The organism is Pseudomonas sp. BBP2017 (assembly GCF_003024385.1).
In the GTDB taxonomy this organism is placed as follows: domain Bacteria; phylum Pseudomonadota; class Gammaproteobacteria; order Pseudomonadales; family Pseudomonadaceae; genus Aquipseudomonas.
The window spans coordinates 1-20,491 of the sequence record NZ_PVZN01000031.1 but is presented as its reverse complement, the minus strand read 5'-3'; the positions used below and the strand labels follow the sequence as shown (position 1 = coordinate 20,491).

The 20,491-nt window shown below is 60.3% G+C and carries 18 protein-coding genes; 7 read left to right on the top strand and 11 right to left on the bottom strand.

What is annotated here, in order from left to right; all coding sequences use genetic code 11:
• Positions 1 to 249 precede the first annotated feature (249 nt).
• From C6382_RS23390 to C6382_RS23370, 5 genes are all read left to right on the top strand, one after another.
• Positions 250 to 1,677, top strand: coding sequence for a di-heme oxidoredictase family protein (locus C6382_RS23390; RefSeq protein ID WP_107026673.1), 1,428 nt, complete (start codon positions 250 to 252; stop codon positions 1,675 to 1,677).
• A 16-nt stretch (positions 1,678 to 1,693) separates the two neighbouring features.
• Positions 1,694 to 2,758, top strand: a complete 1,065-nt coding sequence (locus C6382_RS23385; RefSeq protein WP_107026672.1) for an imelysin family protein — start codon at positions 1,694 to 1,696, stop codon at positions 2,756 to 2,758.
• Between the two features lie 2 nt (positions 2,759 to 2,760).
• Positions 2,761 to 3,858, top strand: a complete 1,098-nt coding sequence (locus C6382_RS23380; RefSeq protein ID WP_107026671.1) for a DUF1513 domain-containing protein — start codon at positions 2,761 to 2,763, stop codon at positions 3,856 to 3,858.
• Between the two features lie 139 nt (positions 3,859 to 3,997).
• Positions 3,998 to 5,152 carry an efflux RND transporter periplasmic adaptor subunit gene (locus tag C6382_RS23375; RefSeq protein ID WP_107026670.1) on the top strand — a complete coding sequence of 385 codons (1,155 nt, stop codon included), beginning with the start codon at positions 3,998 to 4,000 and terminating at the stop codon, positions 5,150 to 5,152.
• Between the two features lie 13 nt (positions 5,153 to 5,165).
• Entirely contained in the window at positions 5,166 to 8,243 is a 3,078-nt protein-coding gene (locus C6382_RS23370; RefSeq protein WP_107026669.1) for a multidrug efflux RND transporter permease subunit, read from the top strand.
• 48 nt (positions 8,244 to 8,291) lie between these two features.
• Here the strand turns inward: C6382_RS23370 and C6382_RS23365 are convergent, their stop codons facing one another.
• From C6382_RS23365 to C6382_RS23320, 10 genes are all read right to left on the bottom strand, one after another.
• Positions 8,292 to 8,519 (bottom strand): hypothetical protein, encoded by a 228-nt coding sequence (locus tag C6382_RS23365; protein ID WP_107026668.1) that lies wholly within the window; start codon positions 8,517 to 8,519, stop codon positions 8,292 to 8,294.
• Positions 8,516 to 9,229 (bottom strand): lipopolysaccharide kinase InaA family protein, encoded by a 714-nt coding sequence (locus C6382_RS23360; RefSeq protein ID WP_107026667.1) that lies wholly within the window; start codon positions 9,227 to 9,229, stop codon positions 8,516 to 8,518. Before C6382_RS23360 ends, C6382_RS23365 begins: the two co-directional genes overlap by 4 nt.
• 6 nt (positions 9,230 to 9,235) lie before the next feature.
• Positions 9,236 to 9,916 (bottom strand): class I SAM-dependent methyltransferase, encoded by a 681-nt coding sequence (locus C6382_RS23355; protein ID WP_107026666.1) that lies wholly within the window; start codon positions 9,914 to 9,916, stop codon positions 9,236 to 9,238.
• A gap of 115 nt (positions 9,917 to 10,031) precedes the next feature.
• Positions 10,032 to 11,324 carry a HAMP domain-containing sensor histidine kinase gene (locus C6382_RS23350; RefSeq protein WP_107026665.1) on the bottom strand — a complete coding sequence of 431 codons (1,293 nt, stop codon included), beginning with the start codon at positions 11,322 to 11,324 and terminating at the stop codon, positions 10,032 to 10,034.
• Entirely contained in the window at positions 11,314 to 11,997 is a 684-nt protein-coding gene (gene colR / locus C6382_RS23345) for a two-component system response regulator ColR (RefSeq protein ID WP_107026664.1), read from the bottom strand. Before colR ends, C6382_RS23350 begins: the two co-directional genes overlap by 11 nt.
• A 239-nt stretch (positions 11,998 to 12,236) precedes the next feature.
• Positions 12,237 to 13,889 (bottom strand): chaperonin GroEL, encoded by a 1,653-nt coding sequence (groL, locus tag C6382_RS23340; RefSeq protein ID WP_107026663.1) that lies wholly within the window; start codon positions 13,887 to 13,889, stop codon positions 12,237 to 12,239.
• Positions 13,890 to 13,936: 47 nt separating this feature from the next.
• Positions 13,937 to 14,230, bottom strand: coding sequence for a co-chaperone GroES (locus tag C6382_RS23335; RefSeq protein ID WP_003260750.1), 294 nt, complete (start codon positions 14,228 to 14,230; stop codon positions 13,937 to 13,939).
• A gap of 255 nt (positions 14,231 to 14,485) precedes the next feature.
• The gene (locus C6382_RS23330; RefSeq protein WP_107026662.1) at positions 14,486 to 14,983 is read right to left on the bottom strand and encodes an FxsA family protein; all 498 of its coding nucleotides are present in this window, start codon (positions 14,981 to 14,983) and stop codon (positions 14,486 to 14,488) included.
• Between the two features lie 64 nt (positions 14,984 to 15,047).
• Positions 15,048 to 15,779, bottom strand: a complete 732-nt coding sequence (locus tag C6382_RS23325) for a HugZ family protein (protein WP_107026661.1) — start codon at positions 15,777 to 15,779, stop codon at positions 15,048 to 15,050.
• A 106-nt stretch (positions 15,780 to 15,885) separates the two neighbouring features.
• Complete coding sequence (locus C6382_RS23320; protein ID WP_107026660.1) at positions 15,886 to 16,893, bottom strand: DUF481 domain-containing protein; 1,008 nt, start codon at positions 16,891 to 16,893, stop codon at positions 15,886 to 15,888.
• A 151-nt stretch (positions 16,894 to 17,044) separates the two neighbouring features.
• Between C6382_RS23320 and C6382_RS23315 the strand changes: the two genes are divergently transcribed.
• Both C6382_RS23315 and C6382_RS23310 read left to right on the top strand, forming a co-directional pair.
• Positions 17,045 to 17,398 carry an MGMT family protein gene (locus C6382_RS23315; protein ID WP_107026674.1) on the top strand — a complete coding sequence of 118 codons (354 nt, stop codon included), beginning with the start codon at positions 17,045 to 17,047 and terminating at the stop codon, positions 17,396 to 17,398.
• A 43-nt stretch (positions 17,399 to 17,441) separates the two neighbouring features.
• Positions 17,442 to 18,995 (top strand): AmpG family muropeptide MFS transporter, encoded by a 1,554-nt coding sequence (locus C6382_RS23310; protein ID WP_107026659.1) that lies wholly within the window; start codon positions 17,442 to 17,444, stop codon positions 18,993 to 18,995.
• Between the two features lie 24 nt (positions 18,996 to 19,019).
• On the opposite strand, the gene C6382_RS23305 is transcribed toward C6382_RS23310, so the two are convergent.
• The gene (locus tag C6382_RS23305) at positions 19,020 to 20,270 is read right to left on the bottom strand and encodes an MFS transporter (protein WP_107026658.1); all 1,251 of its coding nucleotides are present in this window, start codon (positions 20,268 to 20,270) and stop codon (positions 19,020 to 19,022) included.
• Positions 20,271 to 20,491: the final 221 nt, after the last annotated feature.

Sequence of the window (20,491 nt, the reverse complement as noted above, 5' to 3'; positions counted from 1 at the left end):
GCAAATCTACAATACGGAGCGGCCACACATGGCCCTGAAAAACAAAACGCCCGATGCGGTGCATCGGGCGTTCTGAGGCCTAACGGCCTACCTGAAAAGGTGTAAACCTATTTCAGGACTAGACAAATCAATTTATCGCGGGTCAAACCAACCACAGATTTCATCAAGCAAACGCAAATCTCTCTTATTCCAAGATCCTGAGCCTGCTAAGCTTGCACGCCGGTTTTTTGCTCAAGCTCAGGATTCTTGATGCCTTCGTTGCTGCTCCGTTTTAGCCCCTTGCTGCTGGCCATGACCCTGGTCGCCTGTGACGACGCCCCGCGCTTCACCCAGGCCGAACCGGGCGAAGCATTCGCCGGTGGCAAAACGACGGTGAACAAACGCGACCAGAACGCCTATTCCATGCCCTCGGCCAACCTCGCGCCGAGCCGTCGCCTGGATTTCAGTGTCGGCAACAGTTTCTTTCGCAATCCTTGGGTGATCGCCCCAGCGACCACCACCGCCCGTGATGGCCTGGGGCCGTTGTTCAACGCCAACGCCTGCCAGAACTGCCATATCAAAGATGGTCGTGGCCATCCACCTGGCCCAGCTGCCAAGCATGCCGTGTCGATGATCGTACGCCTGTCGATTCCTGATCAGCCACACTACGCCAAAGTCATCGAGCAACTGGGCGTGGTGCCCGAACCGGTCTATGGCGGGCAGTTCCAGGACATGGCTGTGCCCGGCGTCACCCCCGAAGGGAAAGTGCGCATCGAGTACACGCCGGTGCCGGTGACCTTCAAAGACGGGACCCAGGTTGAGCTGCGCCAGCCAACGCTGCAGATCAGCCAGCTCGGTTACGGTCCGATGCATCCCGACACGCGCTTTTCCGCCCGTGTCGCTCCGCCGATGATCGGCCTGGGCCTGCTCGAAGCCATACCCGAAGCCGCAATTCTGGCCAATGCCGACTCTGACGATCGCAACGGCGATGGTATCCGTGGCCGACCCAACCAGGTCTGGGACGACGCCCTGGGCAAGACTGTACTCGGCCGCTTCGGCTGGAAAGCCGGGCAACCGAACATCAACCAACAGAATGTGCATGCGTTTTCTGGTGACATGGGCCTGACCAGCAACCTGCGGCCGATGGACGACTGCACGCCAACACAAGTCGACTGCCTGAAAGCCCCCAATGGCAACGGCGCCAATGGCGAACAGGAAGTCAGCGACAATATTGCCCGCCTGGTACTGTTCTATGCTCGCAACCTGGCGGTTCCAATCCGCCAGGACGTCGACTCGCCCCCAGTGCTGGCTGGCAAGAACCTGTTCCACCAGGCCGGCTGCCAGCGTTGTCATACCCCAAGTTTCACCACCGCCGCCGACGCTGCCGAGCCGGAACTGGCCAATCAGCTGATCCGCCCCTACAGCGACTTGCTGTTGCACGACATGGGCCCGGGTCTGGCTGACAACCGCAGCGAATTCGCCGCCAGCGGCCAGGACTGGCGCACCCCGCCACTGTGGGGCATCGGCCTGACCCAGACCGTCAGCGCGCAAGCCGGGTTTCTTCACGATGGCCGCGCCCGCAACCTGCTCGAAGCCGTGCTCTGGCACGGTGGCGAAGCCGAGGCGGCCAAGCAACACGTATTGACCTTCAATGCTGAGCAACGCGCCGCGTTGCTGGCGTTCCTGAATTCACTTTAAAAGAGAGAAGCCGGGCATGTTCCGTCCCAAACTGTTGTTCACCAGCCTTGCCGCCCTCGTCCTCGGTGCCTGCTCGCCGCAAGACCCGCAGGCCGTGACTTCCGCCGCCATCGCCAAGCAGGTGATCCTGCCGACTTACAGCCGCTGGGTCGAAGCCGACCGCCAGCTGGCCGTCAGCGCCCTGGCCTACTGCGAAGGCAAGGCTGACCTGGCAACCGCCCGCGCCGACTTCCTCCACGCACAAAAAGCCTGGGCTGAATTGCAACCGCTGTTGATCGGCCCGCTGGCTGAAGGCAACCGCGCCTGGCAGGTACAGTTCTGGCCAGACAAGAAAAACCTGGTCGGCCGTCAGGTCGAGCAACTGGTCAACGGCGACAAGCCGATCGATGCCGCCAGCCTGGCCAAGTCCAGCGTGGTGGTGCGCGGTCTGTCCGCCTACGAGTACATCCTCTTCGACAGCAAGCCAGATGTCGCCAGCGCCGAACAGAAAGCCCGTTACTGCCCATTGCTGGTGGCCATCGGCGAGCACCAGAAAGCCCTGGCCGAAGATATCCTCAAAGGCTGGAACAACACCGACGGCATGCTCGCGCAGCTGACCAAGTTCCCCAACCAGCGCTATGCCGATTCCCACGAGGCAATCGCCGATTTGCTGCGGGCCCAGGTCACTGCCCTTGATACCCTGAAGAAAAAGCTCGGCGCCCCTATGGGCCGTCTCAGCAAAGGTATCCCGCAGCCACTGCAGGCCGACGCCTGGCGCAGTCACTCCTCGCTGAAAAGCCTGGAAGCCAGCCTGAGCGCTGCGCAAACCGTCTGGGTCGGTGTCGACAACCAGGGCCTGCGCGGCCTGCTGGGCAAAGATCAGAAAGCCCTGACCGACAAGATCGACGCAGCCTACGCCAGCGCGCTCAAGCTGCTGAGTGCCAATCAGAAGCCGCTGGGCGAACTGCTCGACGACGAGGCCGGACGCCAGCAGCTCAATAACATCTACGACAGCCTCAACGTCGTCCACCGCCTGCACGAAGGCGAGCTGGCCAAGGCGCTGGGCATTCAGCTGGGCTTCAATGCCAACGACGGTGACTGATCATGTTGCGACGCCAAGCTCTCAAACTCGGTAGCGTCCTGCTCAGCGCCCTGACTCTGGGCGGCTGGACCCTGTTTCGCGGTAAAGACAGCGGCCCCCTGCTGCTTTCCGCGCGGGACGACGGCGACGGCAAACACTATGCCGTTGGCTATCGCCTGGACGGCACCCAGGTGTTCGCCACCGAAGTGGCCCAGCGTTGCCACGACATCATCAACCACCCTGAGCAGCCAATTGCCCTGTTTGTCGCCCGGCGTCCCGGCACCGAGAGCTACCTGATCGATCTGCGCGATGGTCGTTTGCTCCAGACCATCGCCTCACAGCCGAACCGGCACTTCTATGGTCACGCGGTGATCCACAAGAGCGGCGAATGGCTGTATGCCACCGAGAATGACACTACCGATCCCGGTCGTGGTGTACTCGGTGTGTACCGCTTCGACGGTGAACGCCTGATTCATAGCGGCGAGATTCCTACCCACGGCATCGGCCCGCATCAAGTGTCGTGGATGCCCGATGGCGAAACCCTGGTGGTTGCCAACGGCGGTATTCGTACCGAAGCCGAAAGCCGGGTGGAAATGAACCTCGACGCCATGCAGCCGAGCCTGGTACTGATGCAGCGCGACGGTACCCTGCTGAGCAAAGAGGTACTGCCGCAGCAGATGAACAGCGTACGCCACCTGGCGATTGCCAGCGATGGCACCATCGTCGCCGGTCAACAGTTCATGGGCAGCGCTGATGAAACTGCCGAACTGTTGGCGATCAAGCGCCCCGGCCAAGCCTTCCAGGCCTTCCCGGTGCCCGAACAGCAGTTGCAATCGATGGCCAACTACACCGCCAGCGTGGCCATTCATAGCGAATTGCGTCTGGTCGCCCTCACCGCACCACGGGCCAATCGTCTGTTCATCTGGGATCTGGATAGCGCGCAAGTGCGTCTGGATGCACCGATGCCCGACTGCGCCGGCGTCGGTGCGGTGGCCGATGGCTTTATCGTCACCTCCGGCCAGGGTCGTTGCCGGCTCTATGATTGCCGCACCAGCGAACTGATCGGCCAGCCCCTGCAACTGCCCTCCGGGCTTTGGGACAACCACCTGCACCTGGCTTGACCACCTCACCTGATAAATAGCCGGGAACACAGGGTTCCCAGCCCCGGTCAAACGAGTAATATTCGGCTACAGCGCACGTGGCCAGGAACGCCCGCAGTCGTGCCCCACGAACAATAAATCGTATCCAAGGAATTGGACTATGCTGCGCCGCCGCATGCTCATCATGTTAGGTGTTGTTATGCTGCTCTTGCTGATTCTGGGGGGCTACAAGGCGTTCTCCATTTATCAGCAGGTGCAGATATTCTCGGCCCCCAAGCCACCGATCAGCGTGGCGGCGGCAGAGTCCAGCGAGCGCGCCTGGCAAAATCGCCTGCCTGCGGTCGGTAGCCTCACCGCCTTGCAGGGCGTCGACCTGCGTCTGGAAACCGACGGTACGGTGAAAACCCTGCAGTTCGAGTCCGGGCAGAAGGTCAGCAAGGGCCAACCCCTGCTGCAACTGGACAGCGATGTCGAGACGGCGTTGCTGGGCACCGCCCTGGCCGACCTGGGCCTTGCACAGGTGGACTTCAATCGCGGCAGCCAGTTGGTCGGCAGCCAGGCGATTTCCCGTGGCGAGTTCGACCGCCTGAGCGCGCAGTACAAACGCAGCAAGGCAGTAGTTGATCAGCTCAAGGCCGCCCTGGCCAAGAAAAGCATCAGCGCACCCTTCAGTGGCACCATCGGCATCCGTCAGGTGGACGTCGGCGACTTCCTGGCCAGCGGCACGGTGATCGCCACCCTGCAGGACCTGAGCAGCCTCTATGTAGACTTCTTTGTCGCCGAACAGGCAGTCCCCAAGCTGAGCATCGGCCAGCAGGTGCTGGTCAGTGTCGCCGCCTATCCGCAACAGACCTTCCCCGGCACCATCAGCGCCATCAACCCCAAGGTTGAAGACAGCACTCGCAACGTGCAAGTGCGCGCCACCCTGGCCAATCCTGAAGGCAAGCTGTTACCGGGAATGTTCAGCAGTTTGCAGATCCTGCTGCCAAGCCCGCAACCGCAGGTGGTGGTGCCGGAAAGCGCGGTAACCTACACCCTTTACGGCAACTCGGTGTACGTCGCCGTCGCGAAAAAGACCGAAGACGGCCAGGTGCAGAAAAACGCCGAGGGCCAACCGCAGCTGATTGCCGAACGACGTTTTGTTGAAACCGGCGAGCGTCGCGATGGCCTGGTGGTGATCCGCAAGGGGCTCAAAGCCGGTGAACAGGTGGTAACCGCTGGCCAGCTGAAACTGACCCAGGGTGCGTCGATCAGCATCAGCCCGGACAAGACCCTGCAACCCCCTGCGAGCAGTCACCCGTCGCGCGCCAACTGATCGAGGATGCGTCATGGCTTTTACCGATCCGTTCATCCGTCGGCCGGTGCTGGCCAGCGTGGTCAGCCTGTTGATCGTGCTGCTGGGCTTTCAGGCCTGGAGCAAACTGCCCATCCGCCAGTATCCGCAGATGGAGAACGCCCTGATCACGGTGACCACCGCCTACCCCGGGGCCAATGCCGAAACCATCCAGGGCTACATCACCCAACCCATGCAGCAGAGCCTGGCCAGTGCCGAAGGCATCGACTACATGACCTCGGTGAGCCGGCAGAATTTTTCCGTGATATCGATCTATGCGCGGATCGGTGCCGACAGCGACCGCCTGTTCACCGAACTGCTGGCCAAGGCCAACGAGGTGAAGAACAAGCTGCCACAGGACGCCGAAGACCCGGTGCTGAGCAAGGAAGCTGCCGACGCTTCGGCGCTGATGTACATCAGCTTCTACAGCAGTGAGTTGAGCAATCCGCAGATCACCGACTATCTGTCGAGGGTGATCCAGCCCAAACTGGCAACCTTGCCCGGCATGGCCGAAGCGGAAATCCTCGGCAACCAGCTGTTTGCCATGCGCCTGTGGATCGATCCGGTAAAACTCGCCGGCTACGGCCTGAGCGCCAATGAGGTGAGCGACGCGGTACGACGCTACAACTTCCTCTCGGCCGCTGGCGAGGTCAAGGGTGAGTACATCGTCACCAGCATCAATGCCACCACCGAACTGAAAACCGCTGAGGCTTTTGCCAACATCCCGCTCAAGACCAGCGGCGACAGCCGGGTGCTGCTCGGCGACGTGGCACGGGTCGAGATGGGCGCGGAAAACTACGACACGGTCAGCTCCTTCGATGGCACCCCCTCGGTCTACATCGGTATCAAGGCCACTCCCGGCGCCAACCCGCTGGATGTGATCAAGGAGGTGCGCAAGCTGCTGCCCGAACTGCGAGACCAGTTGCCGCCAAACCTCAAGGCCTCGATCGCCTACGACGCCACCTTGTTTATTCAGGCGTCGATCGATGAGGTGGTGAAGACGTTGGTCGAGGCCGTGCTGATCGTCATCGTCGTGGTCTTTCTGTTCCTCGGTGCCTTGCGCTCGGTGCTGATCCCGGTGGTCACCATTCCATTGTCGATGATCGGCGTACTGTTCTTCATGCAACTGATGGGCTACTCGCTCAACCTGCTGACCTTGCTGGCGATGGTCCTGGCCATCGGCCTGGTGGTGGACGATGCCATCGTTGTGGTGGAAAACATCCACCGCCATATCGAAGAAGGCAAGACGCCGTTCGACGCGGCGCTGGAAGGCGCCAGGGAGATCGCCATGCCGGTGGTGTCGATGACCATCACCCTGGCGGCGGTGTATGCCCCCATCGGCTTTCTTGAGGGCCTGACCGGAGCGCTGTTCAAGGAGTTCGCCTTGACCCTGGCAGGCGCGGTGATTATTTCCGGCATCGTCGCCCTGACTCTGTCACCAATGATGTGCGCCCTGCTGCTGCGCCATGACCCGAACCCCAGTGGTCTGGCGCATCGTCTGGACATGCTGTTCGAAGGCCTCAAGGTGCGCTACCAGAAGCTCTTGCATGGCACCCTCAATACTCGGCCGGTAGTACTGGTGTTCGCGGTGATCGTGCTGTGCCTGATCCCGGTGTTCCTGATGTTCACCAAAAACGAGCTGGCCCCGGATGAAGACCAGGGTGTGATCTTTATGATGGCCACGGCGCCACAACCAACCAACCTCGACTACCTGAGCACCTACACCGACGAGTTCATTGACATCTTCAAGGCGTTTCCCGAGTACTACTCCTCATTCCAGATCAACGGCTTCAACGGTGTGCAATCGGGTATCGGCGGCTTCCTGCTCAAGCCGTGGAACGAGCGCGAACGTACGCAAATGCAATTGCTGCCACTGGTGCAAAGCAAGCTCGAAGGCATCGCCGGTCTGCAGATCTTCGGTTTCAACCTGCCCTCTTTGCCGGGTACCGGTGAAGGCCTGCCATTCCAGTTCGTGATCAACACCGCCAACGACTACGCGTCGCTGCTGGAAGTGGCCGAACGGATCAAGGAACGCGCCCAGGCCTCAGGCAAGTTTGCCTTCCTCGACATTGACCTGGCCTTCGACAAACCGGAGGTGGTGGTCGATATCGATCGGGCCAAGGCTGCGCAGATGGGTGTCTCCATGGATGCCCTGGGCGGCACCCTGGCGACACTGCTCGGCGAAGCGGAAATCAACCGTTTCACCATCGATGGCCGCAGCTACAAAGTCATTGCCCAGGTCGAACGCCCCTACCGCGACAACCCCGACTGGTTGAGCAATTACTACGTGAAAAACCAGCAAGGGCAGATGCTACCGCTGGCGACCCTGATCACCATCAGCGACCGCGCCAGGCCGCGTCAGCTCAACCAGTTCCAGCAATTGAACGCCGCCATCATCCAGGGGGTGCCGGTGGTCAGCATGGGTGAGGCACTGGAGACCGTGCGCAATATTGCCCGAGAGCAAGCACCACAAGGCTACGCCTTCGACTATGCTGGTGTCGCGCGGCAGTTCGTCCAGGAAGGTAGTGCACTATGGGTGACCTTCGGCCTGGCCCTGGCAATTATCTTCCTGGTGCTGGCAGCGCAGTTCGAGAGCTTTCGTGATCCGCTGGTGATCCTGGTGACCGTGCCGCTGTCGATCTGCGGGGCGCTGATTCCGCTGTTCCTCGGTATTTCGAGCATGAACATCTACACCCAGGTCGGCCTGGTGACGCTGATTGGCCTGATCAGCAAGCACGGCATTCTGGTGGTCGAATTCGCCAACCAGTTGCGCCTGCAGAAAGGCTTAAGCGCCCGCGAAGCAGTGGAAGAAGCCGCAGCGATTCGTCTGCGCCCGGTGTTGATGACGACGGCGGCGATGGTATTCGGCATGGTACCGCTGATTCTGGCCAGCGGCGCCGGGGCGGTGAGTCGCTTTGACATTGGTACAGTGATTGCCACCGGAATGTCGGTAGGCACCCTGTTCACCCTGTTCGTTCTGCCGTGTGTCTATACCCTGCTGGCGCGGGCTGATATACCTCAGGCGGTGGGAGCGGCGGTGCGACGACTCGACTTGCCCCGCGATGCGATGTGACTGCAAACCTGCAATCGCGGGTGCAAGCCCACTCCCACCGGCTACACACTAACCCGGCGCACGCCCCCCCTGGCTGAGACCGAACAACAGCAACAGCAGGTCATGGTCCGGCTTGGCCGCCACCTGCGGCTTGATCGGCCGCGGTGGCGGGCACTGAGCTGCGTTGGCGGAATGACTGAAAACCACCGGCCCGGGCTCTTCCCAAGCTGCCACAGCAGCAGTAGCCGCCGCCAGGGCAGCCGCGAGAAACAAACCTCGAGCTATTTCTAGTTTCATTGCTCTAAACCTTTGACAAAGCTGCCAAACGCCATCTGGTAAAAATAGAGCAACTTTTGCCACTCTACGTCATTGAATGACGAATGGCGGCGCAATTGCTTCAGGTCGTTCGCTGCAGCGCGTTGGCAGCTGATGCGGCGGCGGCATTTCTCCAGGTCCAGCAGCGCCACTTCGGCTCGCGCTTCGTCGCCTTCACCAATCACCTTGATGAACACATGCTTGCCGTACAGGCAGCCATGCTGCCAATGACCACGGTGCATGCGCGCCAGGTTCTCAGCCAGGTCCCGCAGCATGCGCTCATGCAGCGCCTCGCTATAACATTCGCGCGCACCGTTGGCGTACCAGTTGTCGCAATCCTCGAAGCCGACCAATGCCTCGCTGACCAGCAGGGCGCGCCACTGATGCTCGGCATCACGCTCGACACCGCAATAAACGATGTGCGGCACCCGCACACCCAATTGCTCGAAGCTGTTGAGCGCATCATATTCACGCAACACCGTCGGACGGCCGAACGGGTGCATCAAACTGCGGTAGATATGGCCAATCTGACGTTTGGAATACAGCACCTGACCGTTTTCATCGTTCAGCCGCTGTACACCACTTTCCCCACCTCGACGCTGGTTGGGCGCCTCAACCCACTCGCCCTGCCGTTGCCAGAAGTGGTCGAAGCGGTTGTTCCCCGTCGTTGTTCCTGAGCGCTCTACCGCCATGCCCGACTACCCCTTGCGCAAAACGTATACCCGCCACATGGCATAGAACGGTAAGAAGTCCAATCGTTCCTGAATGCGGAAACCGGCAGCCTGAAATTCTTCTTCAACCGTAGCAACCGGTAGCACAAAACGGTTCTGATAACTGCCCTTTCCGGTCTCAGCGTAACGACGCTTTTCCAGCTTTTTCCGGCGCCAGGCTTTGAAATTACCGTCGACCCACAACGACAGAATCACGCTGTCACGGGTAACGCGTTGAAATTCCGAGAGAATTTCTTTGCGGTGGGCGGCCTCACCAATGTGGTGCATCAGCCGCATACAGAAAATACTATCGACCGAGTTGTCTGGCAGGTCGATCGCGAAGGCAGAGGTTTGCAAGGTCCGTACCCGCTCGACGATATGCGCAGGTTGGGACTTGGTGGCAGTCTCCAGCATGGCCTCGGAGTTGTCCGCACCAATGATCACTCGATTGGGCTTTTCCGCCAGCATCGGCCAGAAGCGACCGGCGCCACACGGCAAGTCGAGCACCAGACCAGGCTCGCCGGCCAACGCCAGGGCACGGCGGGCCAATTGTTCATCCCGTTGATGAGACAAGCGCCGAGCCAGGCCGTCTTGATGTTTGAGAAAGTACTCCTGGGCATGTTGCTGGTCGTACTTCTCGGAAAACTCGAGTTTGATGGGGCTACGCATGGTGCATCTCCTGACTCCAATTTGCTCACCATAAGCAGGCAATCGTTGGCTTCAGGTCATGCGCATGTGAAAATTTCGTTAGCCGCCCCGATAAAGGCTACAAAATATTCCACTACTACTCGATCGGACGCTCCAGACCACTGTTCAGAGCCACGTGAAAGCGGCATCCATGGGGCACCATCGCGGTCAAGCTAACGGTCCAGTTCTGGTCATCACAAATCCGTTGTACCAGCGAAAGCCCCAGACCAAGCCCCTCACCGCGCCGCTCATCGCCGCGAACAAATGGCCGGAACATGGCTTCACGCTGCTCCTCAGGAATGCCCACGCCACTGTCCTCGACGGTAAAGCCTGCAGGCTCAAGGGTCAGGCGGATAAAGCCATAGTCAGTGTAATGCGCGGCATTGCGCAGCAGATTACCCATTACCGCTTGCAGGAAGGTGGCGTTATACAACGTCGGTCCCCCCCCCTTGGCGTCGTAATGCAGTGTCAGACCTTTCTGTTCGATGGTGTCGCTCCAGACACCAACCAGATCATCCGCGACCTCCTTGAGACTCGCCTGCGAGGCCACCGCGCCTTCATCGCGCTGGGCCCTGGCCAGCATCAGGAAGGTTTTCACCAGTTCCTGCATCTCTTGCGTGGCCCTGGCAATCCGCTCAACCTGCGAGCGTGCGCGCGAGTCGATGTTCGGGTTGACCAGCAATAGCTCGCAGGAGCTGGCCAGCACCATCAAGGGCGTACGCAATTCGTGGCTGACGTCGCTGGTGAACAGGCGCTCGCGCGTCAAGGCATCGCGCAAACGCCCCAAGGTATCGTCAAAGGCCATGGCCAGCTGGCCAACTTCGTCGGCGGCATAGTCTGGCGCCAGTGGCGGTGCCAGGCCCAGCAACTGGTCACGATGGCGCACCTGACGCGCCAGGCGGATCACCGGTGCCATCACCCGACGCGCCAGGACCCAGCCAAGAAACACGGCCAGGGCCAGGCTGAGCACAAAGCCCACCACAACCACGGCAAACAACACCCGCTCACGCTCTTCGAAATCACTCTGGTCTTGCAGCAGCACATAGCGCCGCCCGTCTACCACCTCGACCATGGCGTGATAGGACAGCTGCTCGCGGAACACTTCGTGAAAACCCGGACTGAGGTGACGCAAGTCTTTGGGCAGTTCGAAATCGTCACGCCCGCCGCTGTAGTAGAACAACTGGTCCGGCCGCGGGCGATGGCTCCAGTCACTGACACTGTCCATGCGCAGCAGGCGCTGCAAATCCCCTCCCAGCACCGCCGAGATCAGGCGCTCTTCAACCAGGTGCACGGTGGCCACAATGCCAAAGGCGAAGGCGCCAGCCACCAGCGCACTCATCAAGGCAAAGGCGATGATGATGCGCTGGGCGAGACTCTGTTTAAACTCCATCACGGCCCTCGGCCAGACGGTAGCCGACGCCATGCACAGTATGCAGCAAAGGTTTTTCGAACGGTTTGTCGATCACCTGACGCAACTGGTGGACATGACTGCGCAGGCTGTCACTGTCCGGGCAATCATCACCCCAAAGTGCTTCTTCCAGCACTTCACGACGTAATACATGCGGACTCTTCTGCATGAGCACGGCCAACAACTTCAAGCCAACCGGGTTAAGTTTGAGCAACTTGCCCTCGCGTGTCACTTCGAGCGTGTCGAGGTCGTAGCACAGGTCACTGACCTGCAAGGTGCGCCGCCCGCCGCCTTGAGCCCGACGCAAAACTGCTTCGATACGCGCAGCCAGTTCCGACAGAGCGAAAGGCTTGAGCAGGTAATCATCAGCCCCCGAACGGAAGCCTTGCAGACGATCATCGAGCTGATCGCGGGCGGTAAGCATGATCACTGGCGTGTCACGCCGAGCGTCTTCGCGCAGGCGTTTGCACAGGGTATAGCCATCGATACCCGGAAGCATGATGTCGAGCACGATCAAGTCATAGTGTTCCGTAGCTGCCAGGTGTAGACCCGACAGACCATCCTGGGCGCAATCGACCGTATAGCCTTTGAGGCCCAGGTAGTCAGCCAGATTGGCGAGGATATCGCGGTTGTCTTCAACCAATAGAATTCGCATGGGGTTCTCCCGTCCGGGGGCGTTTACCTGCTTGGCAGGCGCAGCTTACGGTCATCGTTCTCGCTCGGCTAGGTCGGCGCGACTTTATTGCAGGCTGATGCTTTATTCATCCAGGATTCACGGATGCGTTACGCTGCTGCTCACCCTCCCCCCAAGACAACGTCCCGATAATCGGTGAAGTCCACCCGAAAAAAAACCCCGCACTAAGCGGGGTTTTTTCTCAAGCGGGTAAGGCTGGCTTACATCATGCCGCCCATGCCGCCCATACCACCCATGCCGCCCATGTCTGGCATACCGCCGCCAGCAGAAGCTTCAACAGGCGCATCAGCAACCATGGCTTCGGTGGTGATCATCAGACCACCGATCGAAGCTGCCGCTTGCAGCGCCGAACGGGTGACCTTGGCAGGGTCCAGGATACCCATTTCGATCATGTCGCCGTACTCGCCGGTAGCAGCGTTGTAACCGAAGTTGCCCGAACCTTGCTTGACCTTGTCGACCACGACGCTTGGCTCGTCGCCGGCGTTGGCAACGATCTGGCGCAGCGGCGCTTCAACAGCGCGACGCAGCAGCTGGATACCAACGTTCTGGTCTTCGTTGTCGCCTTTGAGCTCGGAGATAGCCTGCAGCGAGCGAACCAGGGCAACACCACCGCCAGGCACCACGCCTTCTTCAACGGCTGCACGGGTAGCGTGCAGGGCGTCTTCAACGCGGGCTTTCTTCTCTTTCATTTCGACTTCGGTGCCAGCACCGACCTTGATCACGGCAACACCGCCAGCCAGCTTGGCCAGACGCTCTTGCAGTTTTTCACGGTCGTAGTCCGAGGACGTCTCGGCAACCTGAGTGCGGATCTGGGCGATACGCGCTTCGATGTCGCCTTGCACACCAGCGCCATCGACGATGATGGTGTTTTCCTTGGACAGGGTCACGCGCTTGGCGTTACCCAGGTGCTCCAGGGTAGCGGATTCCAGGCTCAGGCCGATTTCTTCGGAGATTACGGTACCGCCGGTCAGGACGGCGATGTCCTGCAGCATGGCCTTGCGGCGGTCGCCGAAGCCTGGTGCCTTGACCGCAGCAACCTTGACGATGCCGCGCATGTTGTTGACGACCAGGGTAGCCAGCGCTTCGCCTTCAACGTCTTCAGCGACGATCAGCAGCGGACGGCCAGCCTTGGCAACAGCTTCCAGAACTGGCAGCAGTTCGCGGATGTTGGAGATCTTCTTGTCAACCAGCAGCAGCAGTGGGCCATCCAGCTCGGCGACCATGGTGTCTGGCTTGTTGACGAAGTAAGGGGACAGGTAGCCACGGTCGAACTGCATGCCTTCTACGACCGACAGTTCGTTTTCCAGGCCCGAGCCTTCTTCAACGGTGATCACGCCTTCTTTACCGACTTTTTCCATGGCTTCGGCGATGATGTCACCGATGGAGTTGTCGGAGTTGGCGGAGATGGTACCTACCTGAGCGATGGCCTTGGAGTCGGCGCATGGCTTGGACAGGGACTTCAGCTCTTTGACGATGGCGATGGTGGCTTTGTCGATACCACGCTTGAGGTCCATCGGGTTCATGCCGGCAGCAACGGCTTTCAGGCCTTCGCTGACGATGGCCTGAGCCAGAACGGTGGCGGTGGTGGTGCCGTCACCGGCTTCGTCGTTGGCCTTGGAGGCAACGTCTTTGAGCAGCTGAGCGCCCATGTTTTCGAAGGCGTCTTTGAGTTCGATTTCTTTGGCAACCGAAACACCGTCTTTGGTGATGGTCGGAGCGCCGAAACTCTTGGCCAGAACAACGTTACGGCCTTTCGGGCCCAGGGTCGCTTTTACAGCGTCAGCCAGAACGTTGACACCAACGAGCATTTTTTTGCGGGCGGAGTCGCCGAATTTTACGTCTTTAGCAGCCATGATCGTTTAATCCTTGAATACTTTGGAGTAACGGGAAACCAGCGGAATCAGCCTTCGATAACAGCGAGAATTTCGTTCTCGGCCATTACCAGCAGGTCTTCGCCGTCAACTTTCACAGTGTTGCTGCCCGAGTAAGGGCCGAAAACCACCTTGTCACCCACTTTCACGGCCAGCGCACGCACTTCACCGTTGTCCAGGATGCGACCGGTACCGACAGCGACGACTTCGCCACGGTTAGGTTTTTCAGCGGCCGAACCTGGCAGAACGATACCGCCAGCGGTTTTCGATTCTTCTTCGCTGCGACGGATAACGACGCGGTCATGCAGAGGACGAAGCTTCATTGTCGATCTCTCCTAATTGTGGTTTTCATCGGCCGGTATCGACACCGGCGGGTTGATGCTTGCGGCGTAGCCGCTCGTAGCTCGCGGTGCGAGCCACGCATGTAATGTCCGGGCATTTCCCCGGAAACCTTGCGGTAACCCCTACATGAGGTCGCCAAGATCAATTACAAGGCTTGCTGATGAAATTTTTTAGCGATCTGCTCGCGCAAAGCAGAACGGCCCCATCAGGGGCCGTTCGCATCAGTGCTTGCAGGGTCACAGATCTCGAGGTTCGCGTGGCTCACGAGGATCGCGATGCTCGTACTCACCTTCGATCACGTTCGGCTGCCGCGCTTGGCCACTGGGGCTCGTCGGACGGGCCATGAACGGATCATCGCCAAAGGCACGCTGGCGCATGGCCTGAGCTTCGGCACGCTCGCGCATCTTGCGCCCGAGCAGGCGACGGGTGAACGGCAGCAGGCAGATCAGACCGATCACGTCACTGATAAAGCCTGGCAACAGCAACAGACCGCCACCGAGGGCCAGCATCAGGCCCTGGAACATGTCCTCAGCGGGCAGTTCGCCACGCTGCAGGCTCTCGCGGGCACGCAGGGCTGTGGCAAGACCGGCCACCCGCACTACCAGCACCCCCAGGGCGGAGCCCGCAATGATCAGCAGCAACGCCGGGAAGAAGCCGATCGCGGTGCTGACCTTGAAGAACACATACAGCTCCAGCACCGGAAAAATCAGAAACAGCAATAAAAAAACACGCATCAATGGTTCCTCTGCGCAAGATGTCCTTGCAGTACACTTTTAATGGTTGCGCTCAATCGCTATTTCAACCCTGGGCGCTTTCACGCGCCGGCCATTGATCGGCGCGAGCCAGAAAAACCAAGGCTTCGCGTACTTGTATCGGCGTATTGCAAGGCACCGCGAACGGCAGCCAGTGCAGCCCCTGACCGATGCGCAGGTGCATGCCTTCGCTGTCGATGCCGACCATCTGCGCCGCTGCCCCCTGCGGCAGGCCGCTGAGCTGAACGTAATGTTCGATGGCGTTGGCATGGTCGCTGTTCATGTGCTCGATCATGCTCAGCTCGGCCTTGCCGGCAAACGGATTGGCCAGGCTCAGGTGATCGACCCAATGGATGGCGCCAAAGCCGCCGATGTAGCGGTGACGCACCGGTTTGAGCACCCAGAAGTCGAAATCATGGGCCTTGTGATAATTGCTCGACTCGGGGAAATAGCGGTAGTAGCGCTCGGCAGCGGCTTCGACCTGCGCAGGCTCCTCAAGCTTGTGGGCATGGGCCAGAACGGTCAGGCGACCAACGGCCTGCACATCTTCCGCGTCACGTTCCCCGACCAGTAGCGAGCATTTGGGATCTTTCTGCAGATTGTGGGTGTGCTGGGCAATGCGGCTGATCAGGATCAGCGGATTGCCGTCGGCATCCAGGCAATACGGCACCACCGAACCAAAGGGAAAGCCCGGCATCGACTTGGAATGGGTCGACAGGACCCCACGGTATTCCTTGAGCAGCAGTTCCCGGGCCTGTTGTGCGACTTTAGCGCTCACTGTGTGACTCCCGACGCGAGACCGGTTTGAAGACTGGCCGCAGATGAAGTCCGGCCATGAAGGTAACCGTCAAAATAATCATTATCGCCGGTGGTTGCCAGCAGACTTACCAGGTCACACCAAAACCTGCGGTGTAACGGGTTTTGTCCAGATCATTGTCGCGGGTACCACTGATGACATCCTTCTCGGCCTTGAGGTTGAGCGAAGCCCATTCGGTGACCTTATAGCGCAGGCCGACCTCGGCATCCAGGGCATAGTTGGCCACGCCGTCCAGCGGTTTGCCGACCTCGCCGTTGGTGAAGAACTCGACCCGTTTGCCGATCAGGTAGCGGTTGTAGTCCCACTTCATGGCCAGGGAATAGAAGTTGTCCTTACCGCCATCGGCATATTCATAATCGGTACGGTTGACCAGTGACCCCAGGGAGAAAGCGCCCAGTTCATCATCCCAGAACTGGTAACCGGGGCCGGTACCCACGGTGCGCTGGCGGCCCAGGTCTTCGATGTGATCGCGCTTGTACTCTAGACGCCCTTGCCAGAACCATTTTTCGGTCAGGAAGCGGTCCAGCGCGTATTCGGCGTTCCAGTTGTTGGTGGTGGTGACGTCGTTCTTGCTCTCGCGGTTGTATTCGCCTTCGGCCTGGTGGCGCCAGCGGCCATGGCGGGCGGAGGTCTTGAAGTCGATGTCATAGTCATCGCTGTCGGACTCGGCGCGTTTGTAGTCCATGGCCAGGTCGACATTGCCCTTCCACGACAGGTCCTCGATCACAGGTTTGGGCTTCATGATCTGCTGGATGCTGGCCAGCTCGACGGTCTTGGGCACCTCACCGTTGGCCAGGGTGACCTTGCCATCATCGGCAGCACTCAGCGATCTGGCCTTTTCGCCGGTATAGGCGTCTTGTTTGATCAGCAATTCCTGGTCGCTCTCCAGCGTCTTGACCTGCTTCCAGTCCAGGGCGATCGAGCCAGCGTACTCAGTCTTGAGCAACAGCTTGCCACCATCAAAAACGGTGATTTTGCCGCTGAGCCGGTCACCATTTTTCATCCACACCGTATCAGCGACGGCAGTAGAGCAGGCGAAAACGGCGGCAAGGCTCAACAAGACTCTAGAAAACATAAGCAAGGACGGACTCTGGTTTGCAAAAAAGTCGGGCATTATCCAGATACCCGCCCGTAGAGCAAGGACTGACCCACCCCATGCCAATGAGTTCAATGCCTGTTTGCCCGGTCAGCGCCCCCGTTTCAGCGCTACCGCCTGCGAGGTTGTGATGAAGCCGACGCCTGGTGACCCGACAGAAAACGCACAAGCCCGACGAATGGCACTCTATCTGGTCCTCGGCCAAGTGCCGCCAGGCAAGGTCGTCAGCTACGGCCAGCTTGCCGCGCTGGCCGGACTGGGGCGCGCAGCGCGCTGGGTCGGGCGTACCCTCAGTCAGTTGCCGGCCGACACTCAACTGCCCTGGCACCGGGTCCTGGGCGCGGGTGGACGTTTGAGCCTGGCACTGGGCACGCCCTCAGGCGACGAGCAGCGGGCTCGCCTGCGGGCGGAAGGTGTCACTCTGCACAATAATCGTGTGGATATGTTGCGCCATGGCTGGCGCCCGATGGAGCACAGCGGTTAGAGTGCGCGCTTTGTTTTCGTAAACTTGAGGCAGATGTTGGCCCATGCCCCGTAAAACCTGGCGCGCTGCGCTTGCTGCCTATGCCAGCCCGTCTACCTTGGTTCTGTTGCTGCTTGGCTTTGCCACCGGCCTGCCGTACATGCTGGTGTTTTCGACCCTGTCGGTGTGGTTGCGCGAGGCCGGGGTGGCCCGTGAAACCATCGGTTATGCCAGCCTGATTGGCCTGGCCTACGCCTTTAAGTGGGTCTGGTCGCCGCTGCTCGACCAATGGCGCCTGCCTTTACTTGGCAAACTCGGCCGACGCCGCTCCTGGCTTGTGCTGTCGCAGGTTCTGGTGGTGATCGGCCTGGTGGGTATGGGCTTTTGTGACCCGCAAAAGCACCTGTCCTGGCTGATTGCCCTGGCCGTGCTGGTCGCCTTTGCCTCGGCCACCCAGGATATCGCCGTCGACGCCTACCGCCTGGAAATCGCCGACGATCAACGCCAGGCCGCGCTTGCCGCCAGCTACATGGCCGGTTATCGGGTCGCCGCGCTGCTGGCCACCGCCGGCGCGCTGTTCTTTGCCGAAGGCTTCGGCTCTACCGGCTTCAGTTACCTGCATAGCGCCTGGACCGGCACCTACGTGCTGTTTGGCGTACTGATGCTGCCTGCGCTGATCACCACCCTGCTGATGCGTGAGCCGCCCGTCCCGCTGCGCACTCAGCTGTCGGCTGCGCGTTACGGCCTGATCCATCAACTGGCCTCGGTGTTCGTACTGATCGTTCTGCTGGTTTCGGTACCGGCGACCTTCACCCAGCTGTACAACGCCGATTTCGCCAGCGTGCTGTTCGACGGCACAAGCCTGCTCGACCTGCTGCTCGAAGACCGCGCCTTCCTGCGCGCGATCCTTTACATCACCCTGACCGCTCTGTGCCTGTCGTCCATGGGCCGCCGCGGCTTGGCGCCGGTGCTGACGCCGGTCAACGACTTCATCCTGCGCTACCGCTGGCAGGCCCTGCTGCTGTTGGGGCTGATCGCCACCTACCGGATGTCCGATACGGTCATGGGCGTAATGGCCAACGTGTTCTATATCGATCAGGGTTTCACCAAGGATCAGATCGCCAGCGTCAGCAAGATCTTCGGCCTGATCATGACCCTGGTCGGTGCCGGCATGGGCGGTTTGCTGATCGTACGCTTCGGCATTTTGCCGATCCTGTTTATCGGTGGCGTGGCCTCGGCGGCCACCAATATCCTGTTCCTGATGCTGGCGGGCATGGGCGCGAACCTGCAGATGCTGGTGGTGACCATTTCCCTCGACAACTTCAGCTCGGGCCTGGCCACCTCGGCATTCGTCGCCTACCTGTCGAGCCTGACCAACCTGAAGTTCTCCGCCACCCAATATGCGCTGCTGAGCTCGATCATGCTGCTCTTGCCGCGTCTGATCGGCGGCTACTCCGGGGTCATGGTGGAGAAGTTCGGCTATCACGACTTCTTCCTGATCACTGCCCTGCTCGGCGTGCCGACCCTGATCCTGATTGCCCTGCACTGGCATCAGGAAACGGGCAAGGGTAAACAGATACCGGACGACGACCCGATAGCCGAGCAGCAGCGTCCCTGAGGCTTCTTGAGGGCTATGCCGGGTTTACCCCGGCATAGCCTCGGCTTGCTCGGTGCAAGCCCCCAGAGCGACCTTCAGCGGCCATAGCGCCAGAATACCCACTACCCCCGCCGCCAAGGCGAAACTCAACAGGCTGGCACCGGCACCGAGCATTGCCAGCAAAGCGCCTCCCAGCCCCAGCAGGGCAATGGTAATCATCCCCAGCATGGCCGAAACCAGCCCCTTGCTCTGCTCACTGGAGAACAGCGTCATGCGGTACAATACGGCGTTGGCGATGCCCAGGCCCAAGGCGTAGACCGACATCCCCGCCACCAGGCTAGGTACACCGGGCACCAGCCAGGTGGCAAGCATCATGCCCAGCAGCCCCGCCAGGTAAGGCCAGAGCGCACGCCGCACCAAGCTCTTGAGCGGGTAACGATCGGCAATGCGGTTGATGATCAGGTTGCCCAGGATCAGGCCCGCGAACACCGGCAATTGCCACAGGGCATAGTCCAGGGTGCTCAAGCCCTCATCGTGAATCAGCAATACCGGCGACAGCCCGATCCAGCCGATCAACGGCAGGCCCACCAGGCCCAGAGCCGCGCTCCCCGCCACAAACGGGCGGTTACCGAGCAATTGCACATAACCGGCCAACAACGATTTCAGATGGATCGGCTGGAACGCCAGGCGCGAACCATCACGGCGCTCGACGCCCAGCGTCTCCGGCATGAAGCGGTACAACGCCAGCCACGACAGCACTGCGCAAGCGCCGAAGATCACGAACAGCCAACGCCACGACACCCACTCCAGCAACAGGGTGCCAACCAGCGGCCCAAGCAGTGGCGAAAGCAATGCGATGTTGGCCAGCAACGCCATCATGCGCACCGCATCAGCCTCACTGAAGGCCTCGTTCAAGGCCGGATAACTGACTGTCACCACAAAGCCCAGGCCGATGCCCTGCAACAGCCGCAGCAGGTTGAACAGTTCGATGCCCTGAACCCAGAAGGCCACCAGACAGGTCACGCAGAAAATCGCACAGCCCACCAGCAACAGCGGCCTGCGACCATAACGATCTGCCAGCGGACCGATCAGCCATTGCAGCAGCACCCCGCCGAGCAGGTACAGGTTAAGGGCGTGGGGGATGTACGCAGGGCTGGCATTGAGATCGGCGACCACCACGGGCATGGCGGGCATCACCACATCGCTGGCGAGGTAGGTCAGCAGCTCGAACAGCGCCAGGGTCATGGCGAAGCAGAAGGCTCGCAATGGCGTGATGTTGATCAGCGGGGTAAGCATGATAAGACCGGGCAAACAGAAGTAAGCCTGCCTATATGCCAGAAAGCCTGGGACGCAGGTAGCGCGAAGACGTGAACAAGTGTAATGGGGGGAAATCATCGCGGGGCAAGCCCGCTTGTGTCTATGGCCGGAAGTAAACTCTAGGGTGAGAGAGGTGGATGGCAAGCTGTGAGTCCGCGGTGCTTAAAGCACGAGTGGGAGCAAAGCTGCCATCCACCTTT